This is a genomic window from Chimaeribacter californicus, from assembly GCF_002858675.1.
GTDB lineage: Bacteria > Pseudomonadota > Gammaproteobacteria > Enterobacterales > Enterobacteriaceae > Chimaeribacter > Chimaeribacter californicus.
Map to the genome: position 1 here is coordinate 24,804 of NZ_PJZF01000013.1, position 14,602 is coordinate 39,405.

A 14,602-nucleotide genomic window follows, 5' to 3' on the forward strand; every position below is an offset into this window, starting at 1 on the left:
TCAGAGATAACACCTTATACTGGTAGGTTGAGCAGAGCTTCTCCCGAAGTTATCCACCGTTTCTGTGGATAACCTTCAGCTTGCCCCAGGGCGTCAGGGTAGGAAAGGGATAACATCAGGGGTAAAAAACAGGTAAAAAAGGTACCTTAAAGGTGCATTAGTAGTACCAAAAAGGTATTTTTTTGATATAAAAAAGAGCCATTTTTAGCACCTTGCCGCTTCCGGGTGGTTTTAGCGCTTCGTTAAACGGATAAAAAGTGTTTTTCACCCCTCTTCTGCTTCAGCCGGGGTAATGTGGGAAACCCGGTTCAATAAAAATGAGGGGTGCGGAAAGAGGCGCCGGGGCCAAACCGTGTTGCCCGGGTGAACTCAGCCTGCTGTATTGCGATCGGCAACCTGCATCAGTTGCGCCACCATCCGCAACACACTGAGCAGCAGCATCCGCTGACGGGGCGGTAACCGCAGGTATCGCCGCAACGGCGGCAGGCGGCACACGACGTCGCTGGCGGCATATGGCTCGATTTCACAGCGCCAGCGTCCTGCAGCCAGAGAGAGGCTGAAATGGCGGTAGTCAAGCTCACCCAGTGTCTGTGCCAATACCGGGTAAGCGGCCAGGAAGGCCAGCAACGGTTGCGCGCCCGACGGTGATGAGGGCGCGTGGAAGGTTACCGGCCGACGCTGCAGCCAGCCGGGTTGGTGCGCCTGCACCTTCAGGGTTTCCTGCCAGCAGCATTCGCCCTCGGCCACAAACCGGGCGCTGTTGATCTCTCCCATAAACAGCCTGCGCCGCCGCGTCATGATGGTGATATGCAACTGCTCATCAAGGTGCAGCCGCATTGCCTGTGGCCCTTGCGCCGTTACCGGCCAGCCGCCGAGATCATGGCTCAGCCTGCGCAACAGCGCATTGTCATAACAATGAACGCAGGACATCCGGCACCTCGTGTTCCGTGCGGTCATGGGCGGCAAACGCCCGCTCGAGCACTGCTTCCACCTCAAGTGGTCTGAAGGGATTAACGCGTTGCACCAGCAGTGTCCAGCCCAATGCATAGGCCGCCGTCAGCCCCAACATGATGCTGAATGGGATCAGGATATCGCTGCTATGCATGCCGGGTGGCGTGATATAGCAGATGGCTAGCACAATGCCCGTGCCTGAAAGGATTTGCGGCAGCGGAAAAAGGGGCGCGCGGTAAGGGCGCGGCAGATCGGGCCGGCGGAGACGCAACAGCACCACGGAAAAGGTCACCAGCAGATAGGAGACGCCCCAGGCACACACCGCCGCCAGCACCATCGGGACAATCCGGTTCAGGTCACCCTGAAGGATAAAGGCATGCACGCATGGGATCGCCACGGCGATGACGATCGCAATCACCGGCGTTTTGAAACGCGGATGGAGCCAGGTCAGGAAAGCAGGCAAAGCGCCATCCAACGCCATGCCGTAGAGGATGCGCGGCACTGCGGCCATCAGGGTATTAAGGGTGGCGGCCCCGGCCAGCAGCAATCCTGCGCCAAGCCAATATTTTCCCCACGGCCCCATCACCCGTTCGGCAAACACCGGGATCGCCTGCGGGGTATCGAGCAGATGTACACCTGAGGTGGCATCCACCAGCACATTGCTGACCTGTCGGTTAAGGGCCGCCCCGTACAGGAACATACATCCGGCTACGCCGCTCAGGCCCAGTGCCATCGCACGCGGGATCGTGCGGTGTGCCTGTTTGATCTCCGGCGCCATCGGCGTGACCAGCTCGCAGCCGACAAACATAAACATCGCCATCCCGACCATGCCAAACAGCGCAGGCAGGCTGCTGAGGTCAAGCGGGGTGCCGAACCAGCCGTCGAGCGATACCGCCGGGGCGAGGATCACCCCGGCAATGCCGAAAAAGGTCAGGGTGCTCCACATCACGAACGTCAGGATCACTTCAACTTTACCGAACGCCTCAATGCCCACGGCATTCAGCAGGCCAAACAGCATCACCATGCCCACGCCCACCAGCCACGTCTGGTTATGCGCCTCCAGATGGGCGTTCACGGTGTCAAAGTTCACCAGCGCCATCACACCGGAAAGAATGGTTTCGGCTGTACCGGCAAAGATATGCACAATCAGGTAGGCGCACAGCGCGCCGGTAATGGCAAAAAAGCGGCCCATTCCGCAGGCGATATAATCGTAGACTGACCCGGTAGTAGGCAGCATCGCCGCCGCCTCTGAGAAGGTCATCAACTGCGCCTGCATCATGATAAAGGCAATCAACACCGCCAGGGCAAAGGTGTCGCCGCCCATCCCGAAACCGTGGGTGACAGTCAGGATCACCGGGCTTGCCATGATTAAACCAATGGAGCTGGCCAGGGTAGTTGGGAACCCCACCGCCCCACGGGCCAGATGAACAGCCAGTTTGTCTTTTAACATGATATCGCCTCGCCACTGACGGATAGAAGGTAAACGCAGGCTTCGCGCCGGGTGAACGCCATGTAAGCAATCTTTCTCCAGGCCGCATATCGTTCAAAAGGACGAGGACAAGGTACTTTCATGAGATTTTTATGTTATTTTACAAAGTGTTAAACATTAATGCGCAAAACATCACTTTTTCATATGAATGTGACGGCTACCAGGGTTGGCATAATGGCGTGATGCATTCAGCCAGCAGAAAATGGACGCCGCTCACGTTATTAAAATGTTTAAATTGTGTTAATAAAAAACGAAATATAGGGTGAGGAACGTCTGAAGAGCGTGGTCTGCTGCGATAAAAACAGGGTGAGGAGAAACGTGAATGACTTGTGTTGCATCGGCAATTACCGGTGATGCTTTTGTCCATACCTGCCTGGAGGCGTTGACCCGGCTGATCCCCGGCTCAACCGGCGTCTATTATTTGGTGGATGACAACCTGGTGCCGGGCCAGCATATACTCGCCGGTATTTCGCCGGAAACCCATCAGGCCTATCTGCGGCATTTTCTGCTGATCGACCCACTGCACCCACAACGTTATAACGATCAGCCTGTTACACTGGCAAGGATGGATGAATCGATCCGTCGCTCCTCCTATTACCGGCAATTTATGGTGCCGAACGCGATGGGGGATATGACGGAAATTTTTGTGCGCCAGCGCAAACAGATTGTGGCCGGTCTGTCACTAATGCGTGATAAACCGTTCAGCCTTCAGGAGCAGCAACGGTTGCGCGCTGCGCTGCCGTTGATTGAACTGGCAACAGAAGAGCTGACCCCCGCTGCCGCCGGCAGCCGGCTGACGCCAAAAGAGCAGATGATTGTGGGTTTGGTGCGTGAAGGGGCCTGCAACAAGCGTATCGCCAGCCAGTTAGGGGTATCGCTCTCTACGGTAAAAACCCACCTGCGTAATATTTTCAGTAAGACCAACGCCAGCAACCGGACTGAACTGGTGGCCGGGTTGCCGGTTTCCCACGACCGCCACTACCTGAACTAAAAAGGCGATGAAATCATCGCCTGGGTAAAGTGAAAAAGGCGATGTCGCCATCGCCTGCCAGCCTGCCTGCTCAGTAACGCACCATCACGGATTTCAGGTTGGTGTAATCCTCAATGAAGGCGCTCCCGAATTCACGGCCAATGCCGGAGTCTTTCATGCCGCCAAACGGCACGGCCGGGTCGAGGAAAGTATGCATGTTGATCCAGACCATACCGGCTTCAAGCTGTTCGCTATAACGCAGCGCCTTCGCCATGTCGTGTGTCCAGACGCTGGCGGCCAGCCCGGAGGGTGAGGCATTGATCAATGCCAGCGCGTCCGCGTCGTTTTCATAGGCGATAAAGGTGCCGACCGGGCCAAACGTCTCCTCACGCATCAGGGTCGCCTGTGGGTCGGTCACGCGGATTGCCGTCGGCGCAATATAATACCCGTCACGATCCAGTGCATAGCCACCGCAGATAATCTCGCTGCCCTCCTGTCGCGCCTGCGCGAACAGGTTCAGCAGCTTTTCATACTGCGGGCGGTTAGCCACCGGCCCCATCTCTGTGCCCTCATCCAGCGGCGAACCGATACGCATTGCCTCTAGTCTCTGACGAAGCGCAGCCAGTACCGGATCCATTTTCCCCACCGGCAGATAGAAACATTCCGCTGCCGCACAGATCTGCCCCTGATTGAGGTACCCCGCTTCAATAATGCCGTTGACGATGGCGTCAACCTCCATGTCCTCCAGGAACAGCGCCGCATTTTTCCCGCCCAGTTCCAACGTGACCCGCTTGCCGCCGGCCATTGCCGCCTGGCTGACGGCCTGGCCGGTCACCACCGAGCCGGTAAAGCTCACTTTGGCGCAATGCGGATGTGCAATCAGCCGTGGCCCCAGCGTTTTGCCGTCGCCGTTCACCACATTAATTACCCCCGGCGGAATACCGCAGCCGGTAGCCAGTTCGGCCACACGCAGCAGCGTCAGCGGCGTAAACTCGCTGGGCTTCAGTACCACCGTGCAGCCACACACCAGCGCCGCTGCCAGTTTCCAGATGGCGATCATAATGGAGAAGTTCCAGGGAATAATGCCGACCACCACCCCAACCGGCTGGCGGCGGGTAAATGCCGTGTACTTTTCGCCGTTGAACGAGGGCAGGGAAACATCCAACGTTTCACCGCTGATTTTCCCGGCCCAGCCGGCAAAGTAGCGCAGGAAAGCCACCGATTGTTCAATCTCCAGCATCCGCGCCAGCATCAGGGTCTTGCCGGAACAGAGGCTTTCCAGCTGAGCCAGCTCCTCACGGTGGGCGGCCAGCGCATCGGCCAGCTTCAGCAATAAGGTGCCGCGCGCCAGCGTCGGCATCGCCTGCCACCCTGCCAGGGCCGCGGATGCGGCCTCCATTGCGGCATCCGCCTGGGCACCGTCTGCCGCCCTGACCTCGGCCAGCGTCTGCCCGGTAGCCGGATTGATCACCGGAAAGGCATCACCGTTGCCGGTTACCGCCTGCCCATCGATATAATGCCCCTGCGGGTGTGCCAGTGCGGCCCGCACTCCCTGAAGTAATGCCACATCACTCATGGGAACTCCTTAACGATCTTCGACATTGGCCAGATAGTGTTTGACAAAATGGTCAGTGAGCACCCGCCAGGTGGTGGGTGTCCCTTGTTCCACAAACCAGCCGTCGCCCACTTTATAGCGTTCTGACTCGCCGGTCAGCTCATTGGTGATCTCGACTTCCCCTTCCAACATCGTGGCGTGTTCGGTGAAGGGGTACGTCATGCGGAAGGCGCCGCGGGTTGAGGCAAACAGCCCACAGGTGAACGCGTCTTGCGGTTCGCCGTAGATCATCGCCACCGACACTTGTGGGTCACCCTCCACGACGGTGGCACCCAGGTTGCTGACGCTGCCGATGGCGGTAAGGGGTGGGGTGGCATGGTTTAGTTTCAGGGGGTTCATGGCTATCCTCTCAATAAGATCAGTTGCGGCCTTTCCAGAAGCCGGAGGTTTGATGCATCAGTTTGCCGGCGGTCACCAGCATGTTGCGCAAGCGGTCACGCCCGTGAATGGTGGCGTGGGGAATGCGGCTCATCAGGTCATAACGCGGCGATCCACCGTTGATGCCTTCTGCCAGCACTTTGCAGACGATATGTGACGGTGTGACACCGAAGCCGGAGTAACCCTGCACATAGAAGACGTTGCGGTGATCGCGCAGGGTGCCGATCTGCGGGAACAGATTGGCGCTGCACGCCATCGGCCCGCCCCAGGCGAAATCGATGTGGGTATCACGCAAGCAGGGGAAGATCTGCAGCATCAGCGTGCGGTTCCAGCGGGCAAAGTCGCCCGGCATATATTCCAGATAACGTGTGGCGCTGCCGAACAGCAGGCGGTTTTCCCGCGTGACGCGGTAGTAATTGATCACCGGGCGGATGTCACTGTACGCGCCGCGGATAGGGCTGATGCGGTTGACCATCTCCTCTGTCAGCGGCGCAGTGGCAATCTGAAATGAGTAGGTTACCAGAGTCCTGGCGTGGATCTCCGGCTCCAGTTTGTTAAGGAAACTGTCGCAGGCCCACAGCAGTTTGGCCGCCCGCACCGTTCCCATCGCGGTACGCACGGTTACACGCGGCCCATAGGTGACGTTGAGCACCGGGGAGGATTCATAAATCTTCACCCCGAGCGAATGGGCGGCCTGCGCCGAGCCCAGCAGCATATTCAGGGAGTGGATCTGCCCGCCGCCCATATGTTTCAGCGCCGCGCAGTAGGCATCGGAGCCTATCACCGTTTTAACGTCAGCCCCGGTATACAGGGCAATCTCCTCATCCGGCGTCACCGACCTGAACTCTTTTTCCCACTGGTGCAGCGTCTTGGCCTGCCGGGCGTTATAGGCGAGGTAGCCATAGCCGGGGATGAAATCTGCATCAATTTGATATTTGGCGATGCGGTCGCGGATGATCCCGGCCCCCAGATTCGCCATTTTGAACAGGGTTTCCATCCCCTCTTTACCGACATGTTTACTGACGGCCTCGATGTCATGGCCGATGCCCGCCATCACTTGCCCACCATTGCGCCCGGTGCCGCCATAGCCAAGATGGCGGGCCTCCAGCACAGCGACATTTGTGATCCCTTTTTCTGCCAGTTCCAATGCAGTATTAATGCCGGAGAAGCCACCCCCAATAATAACGACGTCAACGTCGATATCGTCTGTTAATGAGGGGAAATGCAGGTGATATTTTTTTGTCGCTGCGTAATAGGTCAGCGCATCGAGTTTATTGTTCATCGCTTTGCCTTTGCGTTATTCAGTCTCTGACGGAAGAGGGGGCTGAAAACATAAAAACATTGCAGGTGTAAGAAAACTATCGTCCTTAAGGATGAGCAGGGCAGGAAGGAATATAAAAAATCAAAAAACAGCGGCCTGCATATGGAGGCATTTTTTTGATATTAAAAAGGCACTTTAAAGGTGCCTTTTTGGTACTAAAAGAGAGCTAAAAGAGTATCAGGGAAGCTCGTTCTGACCATGCTCTGCGTAAAACGCCAGCGCGTAACGGATCATATTCAGCTTCGAGCGCTGCGTTTTTTCACATAGGGCTTCAAGCTGCGCGAACTCATATTCGTTAAAGGGGACGCGAATCGCTTTGTAATCACGCTTGGCATCTTTATCGTGCATGGGTTCTGCCGTGACAATATGGTCGGCCTGGGCAGCAAACGCTTCTATTTTTTTATCGACTGGAATAGCCGGGGCTTCGCGGCGTTTTACCATGAGATCAGCTCCTGTACCAGGCACTGAATTTCCGCTTTCGCTTTGCCGTTATCCATTTCCACCACGCCTTTGCCCTCAGACATACAGTCACGGTAAATTTTACGGTCACGGATGACGGTATTCAGCAGGTTAAGGATGGGGAAGTCCGCCAGATAATCTTTGGCTTCCTGTGTCTCATTAATCACCGGGTTGGTCGGGGCCATGGTCAGCATCGCGCAGGGGCGCAGCGTCTCGTTGATGTCCAGCGCCTGAGTGATGATGTCATTGAGCTTCGGCAGGGTATCCAGATCCGGCTGTGAAGGGCGGAACGGCACCAGCAGCACATCGGCCGCGGTCATGCCGGTACGCAACTCCCGGCTGTCACGCCCGGCGGAATCCACCACCACGTATTCATACCGTTTAGCCAGGTCGAGCAGCGTTTCGCGAATATTGTCAAATTTCTGGATGCTGTGAACCACCGGCAGGCTTTCCTGCCCGTTCCGGTCTGTTACCCAGTTTGAGGCCGTGCCCTGGCGGTCTGCATCCACCAGAATGACATCCTTGCCCTGGCGGGCCAGCTCTGCACAGATATTGGCCGCGGTGGTTGACTTGCCGCATCCGCCTTTCTGGCTACCGATGAGTATAATCATGATACCTTCCTGGAGTTAATTAAGTGCTGAATTGGTACCAATTGAATATCAAAACGGAACACAATTCAACCCTGTTTTCAGTGGGTAAGGAAAGGCGGCTTATCCCTCTTCTATTAAGGAAGGGCAGAGATGGGAGTTCACCCGGCTCTCTACCCGGAGAGCCTCTGCACTGTCTGTGCAGCCGGGTAGTTCACTGAATGCGGTCATGGCGCTCGTTTCCCTTCCTTTATACAGATCAATAAACAGGTAGAGCGAACATTTCCCGGCGGCGGGCCGGCTCAAAAAGGTAATCTGTGAAACGTGATAAGAATTGCGGTGCTTTTTTGGTACTAAAAAGGGATATTTTCAGTGTGTTTAACATACTGATACGGCATCAAAACAGCACCAGATTTTTACCGGGTAAGCGGTGCAAACGTGATAAGTTTTGCGGTGCTGAACATGGGCGTTCGCCCGCCTTTTTGCCTGTGCGGCGGTGGCGATACAGGCAAACCCGGCGGCCTCAGCCCTGCAGACGCCATCACGATGCAGGCCAGCTGATGCAGCCAAAGCAAGAGGACTGTTTCTCAAAAAACGCCTTTTATCTGAACCTTTCTTCTGCGCTTTCCCATTTCTTCCATAAAACACGGCATGGTAACTCGCCTTCAGATTCGGGTCAGTATCAAACCGGCATCAAAATAACGCCGGTTAATGCCTGTTTTGGTACCAAAGCAGTATCTCTATGACACTGCTTTTTGTCTTAAGGTGATAAGATTTGCGGTACCATTTATCCGGAACGTCAGCGCAGGCGGTGAAGAGTCTCCCAAACGTGATATGTTTTCGGGCGAAGTCAGATATTTGAAATAAACTGCTATTTATCAAAGAATTATATAGGTAAGGGGACGTCCTTAAACGTGATACCTTTTGCGGTGCATTTCTGGTGCCGCGTCCGGATTGGGAAACGCATACGTGATAAGTTTTGCGGTTCATCCGCAGGGATGCGCTATTTCGCAGCGTGATAAATCACGATCCTGGGGCTGGGATCCTGGGGCGAAGCATGATCCGGCAGGCAGATGGGCAAACGTGATAAGATTTGCGGTCTTACTTTCCTTATTATCTATTACAAAACAATGAAATACCGAATTAATCATTGTTGAATAGCCTTGTTTTGCAATTATGCTGAAGTTGATTGATCTCACAATCTTCAGATCTTAAAAAACAAAGCGAAGCTGCGTTAGTTTGTTTTTTTCTTTGTTTCTTGTTTCTATTGTTTCTTGTTTCTAGGGGCGTTTTTCACTATTTAGTTCAAAGGCTTACAGAGGGATACGTGATAAGATTTGCGGCTTGACGTGATAAGATTTGCGGTCTTACGTGATAAGATTTGCGGCTTAACGTGATAAGATTTGCGGCTTAACGTGATCTCAGGATCTGTTGATAACTCGGTTTTTAAGGTGATATATTTTGCTAAAATATCACCTGTCGGAAAGCACATGGCTAAGCTGGACGTTAAAAAACTGTATGTTACGCAGGATAACAAGTTGCTTGAAGGTGCCTACAGCGCCACACTCGATGAGATGCGTCTGCTCTACTTAGCCCTGGTCCAGATTGACAGCAAAAAAGTACAGCCGGATGGTCTCTACACACTCTATCCTGCTGATTTTGAAAAGATGTTTGGTGTTCACCCCTCACATACCCATCAGCAGCTCAAAAAAGCCGCCGATTCGCTGGGCAGCAAACCGATCATCACCTACGAGTGGGATGAGAAAAAAAAGCGCCTGGACAAGGTCAAACGCTTTTGGTTCTCTTCGATCCGTTACGATGCCTCAGACAATACCGCCGATGTCACCATCCGTTTCTCACCGGATGTTGTTCCCTATCTGTATGATTTGAAAAAAGAGTTTACCCAGGTTGACTTCGAGCACGTCTCCCGGCTGGACACGCCTTTTGCCTTCCGGCTCTACAGCTGGCTGGTGAAGTTCCGCAACCTGGCGCGTAATTCCCGGCAGAACGGGATCATCGAAACCGATCCTTTCGAGATCGACTGGATGAAAGAGCGCACCGGGCTGGTGGGCAAGTACGAAGAGTACCGTTTTTTCAAGCGTGACGTGCTGGTGCCGGCGGTAGAGCGGATCAACGCCAATACGGATATTTCCGTGAGCTGGCAGCCGGTCAAAGTGGGACGTTCCGTCACGGCGATCAAATTTTTCTATGTGATCGAGTCAGGGCAGCGCGCGGCCAAACCCCTGCGCCCGCGTTTACCACGCCGCCCCCACGCGGTGGCCGGATCGGATCTGGAAGGAAAATGGGCGCGCCGGTGCATCAGCCTGATGAAAGAGTACCGCCAGAAACTTGAAGCATTTGATTCTTCTGAAAAAATCACCCTGGCCGATCTGCGTAAATGGCTGGACTGGTACACGATCACCGGTGATACCGCCAACATCAAACAGTTGCAGGCAGAGATCAAAAAGCGCAGCACCCGCAAAAAAGCCGCGTAAAACGCGCTGGAACGCATGCAGAGCGGCGAGACGATCCTTTTCGATCCATCCTTGGATCGTCTCCCGGAACGCCGTAAAACGCGTTCTGCTGCGTTTTAGCCGCCAATAACAGGCTGATAACATCCCGCTTCCGCGATCGGTTGGGTTCACGCTGGATCCTGCTGATAAGCCAGGCAGGATCGCGTCAGAGGATCTTCTGGGCCTGTTTCCGCAGCCCGGAGAAAATCGGATCGCTGATGAATGCCGGGAAACCGTTCGGCAGGTGGCGTTCTACGCGGGTAATGACCGCCTCGGTTTGTGCTGCCATCTCCTCAAGCAGATCGGCGGCCCGCGCGGCAGAAAACGCCACGCTTTTTGCCATCGCCACATAGTGGCGCGGCAGGATCGTCGCCCAATGGAAGTGACGGTTTTTGCCTCTTACCGCCATGGCCATTTTCGCTTTTTGCGGGGCGATACCCGACGGGGTCATCAGCGGGTAGGCGGAGAGGATGTCATACAGCGGGGCCAGCCGGTACGCGCTGCCCGGCTCCAGGAACAGGCTGAAATTTTTGGCGTGCCCGTCGATGGCTGCCAGCAGCCAGAACAGGATCTGGCTGCGGAAAAAGGTCTCCCGGTCCGCGATCGCCTGTTGGGAGCCAAGCAGCAGTTTCATGCCGGCGGCAATGCCCGGCCCGCCGTCAGCCTCATATTTCAGGGCCGGAGCCACCCCCAGAGCCTGGCAGAAGTCCTCTTGCGGCAGGCGCATCAGCCAGCTGCCGTCCTGCGACCAGCGCCGGTCAAACCGCTCCACAATCAGCGCTTTCTGGTCATCAAAATGCGCGATTTCCGCATCCGGAACGCGGAAACCAAAAGCCCGCGCCAGTTGCAGGCAGAGCCACTCGTTTTCACAACTCTCGCTGAGATCGATGTTATTCGCCACGATATACCCGACCGGCAGCTTGAAAATATGGCTGGTCGGCGTACTGCCCCGCGGCCGGTACCATTGCTGGCGATAACGGAGCAGGGCGGTTTTTTCCTGCGCACCGGCGAGTGAAATACGGAAGTCATCACTCTCAGCCTCCATGCCCAGCGGGGCATACTGATAGCCCCGTAACAGTGCGGCGATCTGCGGTTCGCTGAGCGGGTCGGCATGAATTTCAGTGACCGGGTTAATAAACGTGCCGGTGGGGTAGAGCTGGATCGCGCCCACGCAGTCGCTGCCGATGCTGCTGAGCAGGTCAAAAGGCTGGCGGGTCGGGGTATGGAAACGTGCCTGAATACGGCCGCGCACGCGCTCATTATCGGGCAGCAGGTTATCGAAAAAGTTGTATACCACGTCCCCTTCAAAGCGCCCGGCCTGCAACGGCAATGAGAGTGAAATCGCCCGCGCGCCCGGCCGTGCCAGCCAGCTTTCATCGTAACGGAACGTCATGCCGCCACGTTTTTCAAGCTGCCCGACCACCAGCCCATTCAGGGCCACGGTGAGTTGCTGGCTTACCATTCCTGATCCCACTGGGTTGGGGTGCCGGCATCACGCTGTTGCAGGTGCAGTTCAAGGTCTAATGCAGCCAGCAATTTAAACAGCGTTTCCAGCCGGGTGCCGCCCGGATGATTTTCAAACGCGGACAGCGTGGCCTGTTTGACACCAATAGTGGCGGCCGCCGCCTGTTGGCTGAGGTTTTTGGCTTTACGTTGGTTATGCATGGCCTGCGCCAGCATTTCTGGAGAGGTAATGTTCATCGAAACACGCTCATTATCCGGAATAGGGGATAAGCATGATTTTATCCCCTTTAGGGGATAACACAAGTTTTATCCTCTACAAGGGATAATCAGGGTTTTTTAGGTAAATTTAGGGCATCATGCCGCTAAAACAGATGAAAATGGCCATGATTTCCTTCATGGGCTTTCTCGGGTGAGTTACGTTATTCCTCGATTAACCTGCGTAATAATCCGGCGACCAGCGGTAATTCACAGAAGCCGTCGCGGTCAAGAAAATGACCGCTCTCCGGCAGCCCATAAAACGGCGCATTAAGCTGCTGGCTGAGGCGCAGGGTCAGGGCAGGCGGCACAATCTCATCGTTCAGCGAGGCTATCACCATCCGGTGGGGCACATGCTCGATGATGTGCGTCGTGTCGAGTGGGGCACGGGTGAACGCGTCCAGTTCCGGCAGGGCAGGCACCGGCTCACTGAACCCCGATACCATTATCACGCCGCCGGCATGGTTGCCGGGCGGTTGTTGGTTCAGGTAGCGCAGGGTGGTAATGCAACCGAGGCTATGCCCGACGAACCAGGTCTCGCCGTCAACCTCACCGACGGCCGCCTGCAAGGCAGAAAGCCATGCGGCGTCGTCCGGAGCCATCGGATCAGGCGTCGCCGGGACATGCACTGCCATCCCCAGTAACTCAGCCTCTTTTTTGAGCCAGCCAAACCAGTGGTGATCGGGGCCAGCCATAAAACCGTGCACAATAAACAGCCTTTTTGACGTCATCTTTCCGCTCCTTGTGAGACATTCCCTCTGAAACGTAACGTAATTCGCAGGCCGTTTCATCAGGAAGCTGAACATCAGCAGCGGCACATATCCTTTTCAGAAGCGGTCAAACCGGTACAGAGACGGATCGATAAGAGGGGCCTGGCCGGACACCATATCCGCCGCCAGTTGCCCGGCGGCGGGGGCGGTGCCGAAACCATGCCCGGAAAACCCGGTGGCGACCGTCAGGCCGGGCAGGGCGGCGACCGGCCCGATCACCGGGTTGGAATCCGGCGTGACATCAATCACGCCCGCCCAGGCCTCTTCAATTTCCGCCCGTTCAAATGCCGGCCACGCCGCCATCAGGTTAGTCATCGCTTCCCGGTTAAGCACCGGGTTAGCCTGCGGGTCCAGGGTGCGGACACGTTCAAACGGTGAGGCTTTTTTCGTGCCCCAGCGGCGCGGCAGGGCCAGATCTTTCAGGAAATCTTTCCCCAGTGAGATACGCAGAAAATCCCGCTGCGTGCGGAGCTGGGGCAGGTAACGCGGCCCCAGCAGCAGGTGATCCAGCGTCAGGGAGGCATCAAGCGCACCCCGCTGGGTGATGATAAAACCGCCGTCCTTGTGCTTACGGAAGGAGAAATCGGGCGCGCCCACCGCAATTTCGGTCGGCCCTGCCATGGGTTTGGTGCGCAGCACGGAGCAGATAAGCGGCAGCGTCGGCAGGGAAATGCCGAGGTTGCCGAGGAAGCGCCGCGACCACAGCCCGCCCGCCAGCAGCACCTGTTCACAGCGGATCTCGCCTTGTTCCGTGACCACACCGCTGACCTTCCCGCCTGCTGTCGTGAGGCTGCGCACCGCACAGTTCTCCACGATCACCACGCCTCTGGCGATGGCCGCTGCGGCAATCGCGCTGGCCGCCAGCGTTGGCTCTGCCCGCCCGTCGCTGGCGGTGTAAATCCCACCGGCCCACTGCCCGCGCCCCCCGGGTACACGGGCAGCGATCTCCGCCCGGCTCAGCAGGCGGGAGTTGAGCGAAAGATCGCTGACTGAGGTCAGCCAGTTCTCATGCATCGCCATCTGCGCCTCTGTGCGGGCCACAAACATAATCCCGGCCTGCCGGTAGCCTACGTCGCGCCCCACGCGTTCAGGCAGCGCGGCCCAGAGCCGGTCAGCGGCCAGCGCCAGGGGGATGTCCCCGGCGTGGCGGCTGGTTTTACGCACCCAGCCAAGGTTGCGTGATGACTGCTCCCCCGCCAGGCGGCCTTTTTCCAGCAGTACCACCGGAATATTGCGCTCGGCCAGCGTCAGCGCGGCGGTCAGGCCGACGATGCCGCCGCCAATCACCACCACGTGGGTGGACGCGGGGAACCCGGTGGCGGTGCGCACCGGGGTAATAGCTGGAGCCATAAAACACCTCTTCAAATCGGGTTGCCGGGAGGGGCAGGCGGAGCTTACAGGGTAATGGTTTCCACATCGGCCTGGGATGCGCCGTGGTAAGCCGTGACCTCGATTTCAACCTTGTAGACCGTTGAGCCGAGCGGCGGGCAAGTCACGGTGGAGGCCGGGTTAATGCCGTGGAATTTGTCACCGATGATCGCCATCACCGCCGGGACATCGGCCGGGTCCTGGATAAACACCCGGGAGGCGATCACATCGGCCAGCGTGGCGCCCACGGCCGCCAGCGCGGCTTCGATATTGGCAAACACCTGGTGCGTCTGGTCGGTGACCGCCTCCGGGATGGTTTTGGTCGCGGGGTTGCGCCCGGCAGTATTGGAGACGTAGATCCAGTTATCGACGTTGACGAGGCGTGAATAGCTGGCTTTTTGCTCAAAAACAGAACCTGTAGTGACTTTGGTTATTTTGGTCATGGTGTTTTCCATCAGATAA

At 56.6% G+C, this 14,602-nt stretch carries 14 protein-coding genes; 2 read left to right on the forward strand and 12 right to left on the reverse strand.

From position 1 onward, the window contains the following. Nucleotides 1–369 precede the first annotated feature (369 nt). Nucleotides 370–930 carry a DUF3156 family protein gene (locus CYR55_RS14620; RefSeq protein WP_165699603.1) on the reverse strand — a complete coding sequence of 187 codons (561 nt, stop codon included), beginning with the start codon at nucleotides 928–930 and terminating at the stop codon, nucleotides 370–372. Beyond that, nucleotides 908–2,401, reverse strand: coding sequence for an APC family permease (locus tag CYR55_RS14625; RefSeq protein WP_101817045.1), 1,494 nt, complete (start codon nucleotides 2,399–2,401; stop codon nucleotides 908–910). Before CYR55_RS14625 ends, CYR55_RS14620 begins: the two co-directional genes overlap by 23 nt. Nucleotides 2,402–2,762: 361 nt before the next feature. On the opposite strand from CYR55_RS14625, the gene CYR55_RS14630 reads away from it, so the two are divergent. Next, on the forward strand, nucleotides 2,763–3,431 hold the full coding sequence (locus tag CYR55_RS14630) for a helix-turn-helix transcriptional regulator (protein ID WP_101817048.1): 669 nt from the start codon (nucleotides 2,763–2,765) through the stop codon (nucleotides 3,429–3,431). A gap of 70 nt (nucleotides 3,432–3,501) precedes the next feature. Here CYR55_RS14630 and CYR55_RS14635 read toward each other — a convergent pair whose 3' ends face one another. From CYR55_RS14635 to CYR55_RS14650, 5 genes are all read right to left on the reverse strand, one after another. Then, nucleotides 3,502–4,986 (reverse strand): aldehyde dehydrogenase family protein, encoded by a 1,485-nt coding sequence (locus tag CYR55_RS14635; RefSeq protein WP_165699604.1) that lies wholly within the window; start codon nucleotides 4,984–4,986, stop codon nucleotides 3,502–3,504. A gap of 9 nt (nucleotides 4,987–4,995) precedes the next feature. After that, the gene (locus CYR55_RS23585; protein WP_165699605.1) at nucleotides 4,996–5,364 is read right to left on the reverse strand and encodes a cupin domain-containing protein; all 369 of its coding nucleotides are present in this window, start codon (nucleotides 5,362–5,364) and stop codon (nucleotides 4,996–4,998) included. 19 nt (nucleotides 5,365–5,383) lie between these two features. Next, the gene (locus tag CYR55_RS14640; protein ID WP_101817051.1) at nucleotides 5,384–6,685 is read right to left on the reverse strand and encodes an NAD(P)/FAD-dependent oxidoreductase; all 1,302 of its coding nucleotides are present in this window, start codon (nucleotides 6,683–6,685) and stop codon (nucleotides 5,384–5,386) included. A gap of 216 nt (nucleotides 6,686–6,901) precedes the next feature. Beyond that, nucleotides 6,902–7,165: a hypothetical protein gene (locus CYR55_RS14645; RefSeq protein WP_101817055.1), complete on the reverse strand. Its 264-nt coding sequence runs from the start codon at nucleotides 7,163–7,165 to the stop codon at nucleotides 6,902–6,904. After that, nucleotides 7,159–7,794 (reverse strand): AAA family ATPase, encoded by a 636-nt coding sequence (locus tag CYR55_RS14650; RefSeq protein WP_101817057.1) that lies wholly within the window; start codon nucleotides 7,792–7,794, stop codon nucleotides 7,159–7,161. Before CYR55_RS14650 ends, CYR55_RS14645 begins: the two co-directional genes overlap by 7 nt. Before the next feature lie 1,466 nt (nucleotides 7,795–9,260). Here CYR55_RS14650 and CYR55_RS14655 point away from each other — a divergent pair. Beyond that, a complete protein-coding gene (locus CYR55_RS14655) occupies nucleotides 9,261–10,265 on the forward strand; it encodes a replication initiation protein (RefSeq protein ID WP_101817059.1) in 1,005 nt (334 codons plus the stop codon). Between the two features lie 184 nt (nucleotides 10,266–10,449). On the opposite strand, the gene CYR55_RS14660 is transcribed toward CYR55_RS14655, so the two are convergent. From CYR55_RS14660 to CYR55_RS14680, 5 genes are all read right to left on the reverse strand, one after another. Then, nucleotides 10,450–11,745, reverse strand: coding sequence for a type II toxin-antitoxin system HipA family toxin (locus tag CYR55_RS14660; protein WP_101817061.1), 1,296 nt, complete (start codon nucleotides 11,743–11,745; stop codon nucleotides 10,450–10,452). Next, nucleotides 11,739–11,984, reverse strand: a complete 246-nt coding sequence (locus tag CYR55_RS14665) for a helix-turn-helix domain-containing protein (protein WP_101817063.1) — start codon at nucleotides 11,982–11,984, stop codon at nucleotides 11,739–11,741. Before CYR55_RS14665 ends, CYR55_RS14660 begins: the two co-directional genes overlap by 7 nt. Before the next feature lie 182 nt (nucleotides 11,985–12,166). Beyond that, nucleotides 12,167–12,733, reverse strand: a complete 567-nt coding sequence (locus CYR55_RS14670) for an RBBP9/YdeN family alpha/beta hydrolase (protein WP_101817065.1) — start codon at nucleotides 12,731–12,733, stop codon at nucleotides 12,167–12,169. 96 nt (nucleotides 12,734–12,829) lie between these two features. Then, nucleotides 12,830–14,122 carry an NAD(P)/FAD-dependent oxidoreductase gene (locus tag CYR55_RS14675; protein ID WP_101817067.1) on the reverse strand — a complete coding sequence of 431 codons (1,293 nt, stop codon included), beginning with the start codon at nucleotides 14,120–14,122 and terminating at the stop codon, nucleotides 12,830–12,832. A gap of 44 nt (nucleotides 14,123–14,166) precedes the next feature. Then, on the reverse strand, nucleotides 14,167–14,583 hold the full coding sequence (locus CYR55_RS14680) for a RidA family protein (protein WP_101817218.1): 417 nt from the start codon (nucleotides 14,581–14,583) through the stop codon (nucleotides 14,167–14,169). Nucleotides 14,584–14,602 lie beyond the last annotated feature (19 nt).

Excerpts from the sequence above, each read along its gene's own strand:
- CYR55_RS14675 (WP_101817067.1), bottom strand. The coding sequence starts at position 14,122 with ATGGCTCCAGCTATTACCCCGGTGCGCACCGCCACCGGGTTCCCCGCG.
- CYR55_RS14650 (WP_101817057.1), bottom strand. The coding sequence starts at position 7,794 with ATGATTATACTCATCGGTAGCCAGAAAGGCGGATGCGGCAAGTCAACC.
- CYR55_RS14640 (WP_101817051.1), bottom strand. The coding sequence starts at position 6,685 with ATGAACAATAAACTCGATGCGCTGACCTATTACGCAGCGACAAAAAAA.
- CYR55_RS14635 (WP_165699604.1), bottom strand. The coding sequence starts at position 4,986 with ATGAGTGATGTGGCATTACTTCAGGGAGTGCGGGCCGCACTGGCACAC.
- CYR55_RS14665 (WP_101817063.1), bottom strand. The coding sequence starts at position 11,984 with ATGAACATTACCTCTCCAGAAATGCTGGCGCAGGCCATGCATAACCAA.
- CYR55_RS14660 (WP_101817061.1), bottom strand. The coding sequence starts at position 11,745 with ATGGTAAGCCAGCAACTCACCGTGGCCCTGAATGGGCTGGTGGTCGGG.
- CYR55_RS14625 (WP_101817045.1), bottom strand. The coding sequence starts at position 2,401 with ATGTTAAAAGACAAACTGGCTGTTCATCTGGCCCGTGGGGCGGTGGGG.
- CYR55_RS14670 (WP_101817065.1), bottom strand. The coding sequence starts at position 12,733 with ATGACGTCAAAAAGGCTGTTTATTGTGCACGGTTTTATGGCTGGCCCC.
- CYR55_RS14680 (WP_101817218.1), bottom strand. The coding sequence starts at position 14,583 with ATGACCAAAATAACCAAAGTCACTACAGGTTCTGTTTTTGAGCAAAAA.
- CYR55_RS14645 (WP_101817055.1), bottom strand. The coding sequence starts at position 7,165 with ATGGTAAAACGCCGCGAAGCCCCGGCTATTCCAGTCGATAAAAAAATA.
- CYR55_RS23585 (WP_165699605.1), bottom strand. The coding sequence starts at position 5,364 with ATGAACCCCCTGAAACTAAACCATGCCACCCCACCCCTTACCGCCATC.
- CYR55_RS14620 (WP_165699603.1), bottom strand. The coding sequence starts at position 930 with ATGTCCTGCGTTCATTGTTATGACAATGCGCTGTTGCGCAGGCTGAGC.
- CYR55_RS14630 (WP_101817048.1), top strand. The coding sequence starts at position 2,763 with ATGACTTGTGTTGCATCGGCAATTACCGGTGATGCTTTTGTCCATACC.
- CYR55_RS14655 (WP_101817059.1), top strand. The coding sequence starts at position 9,261 with ATGGCTAAGCTGGACGTTAAAAAACTGTATGTTACGCAGGATAACAAG.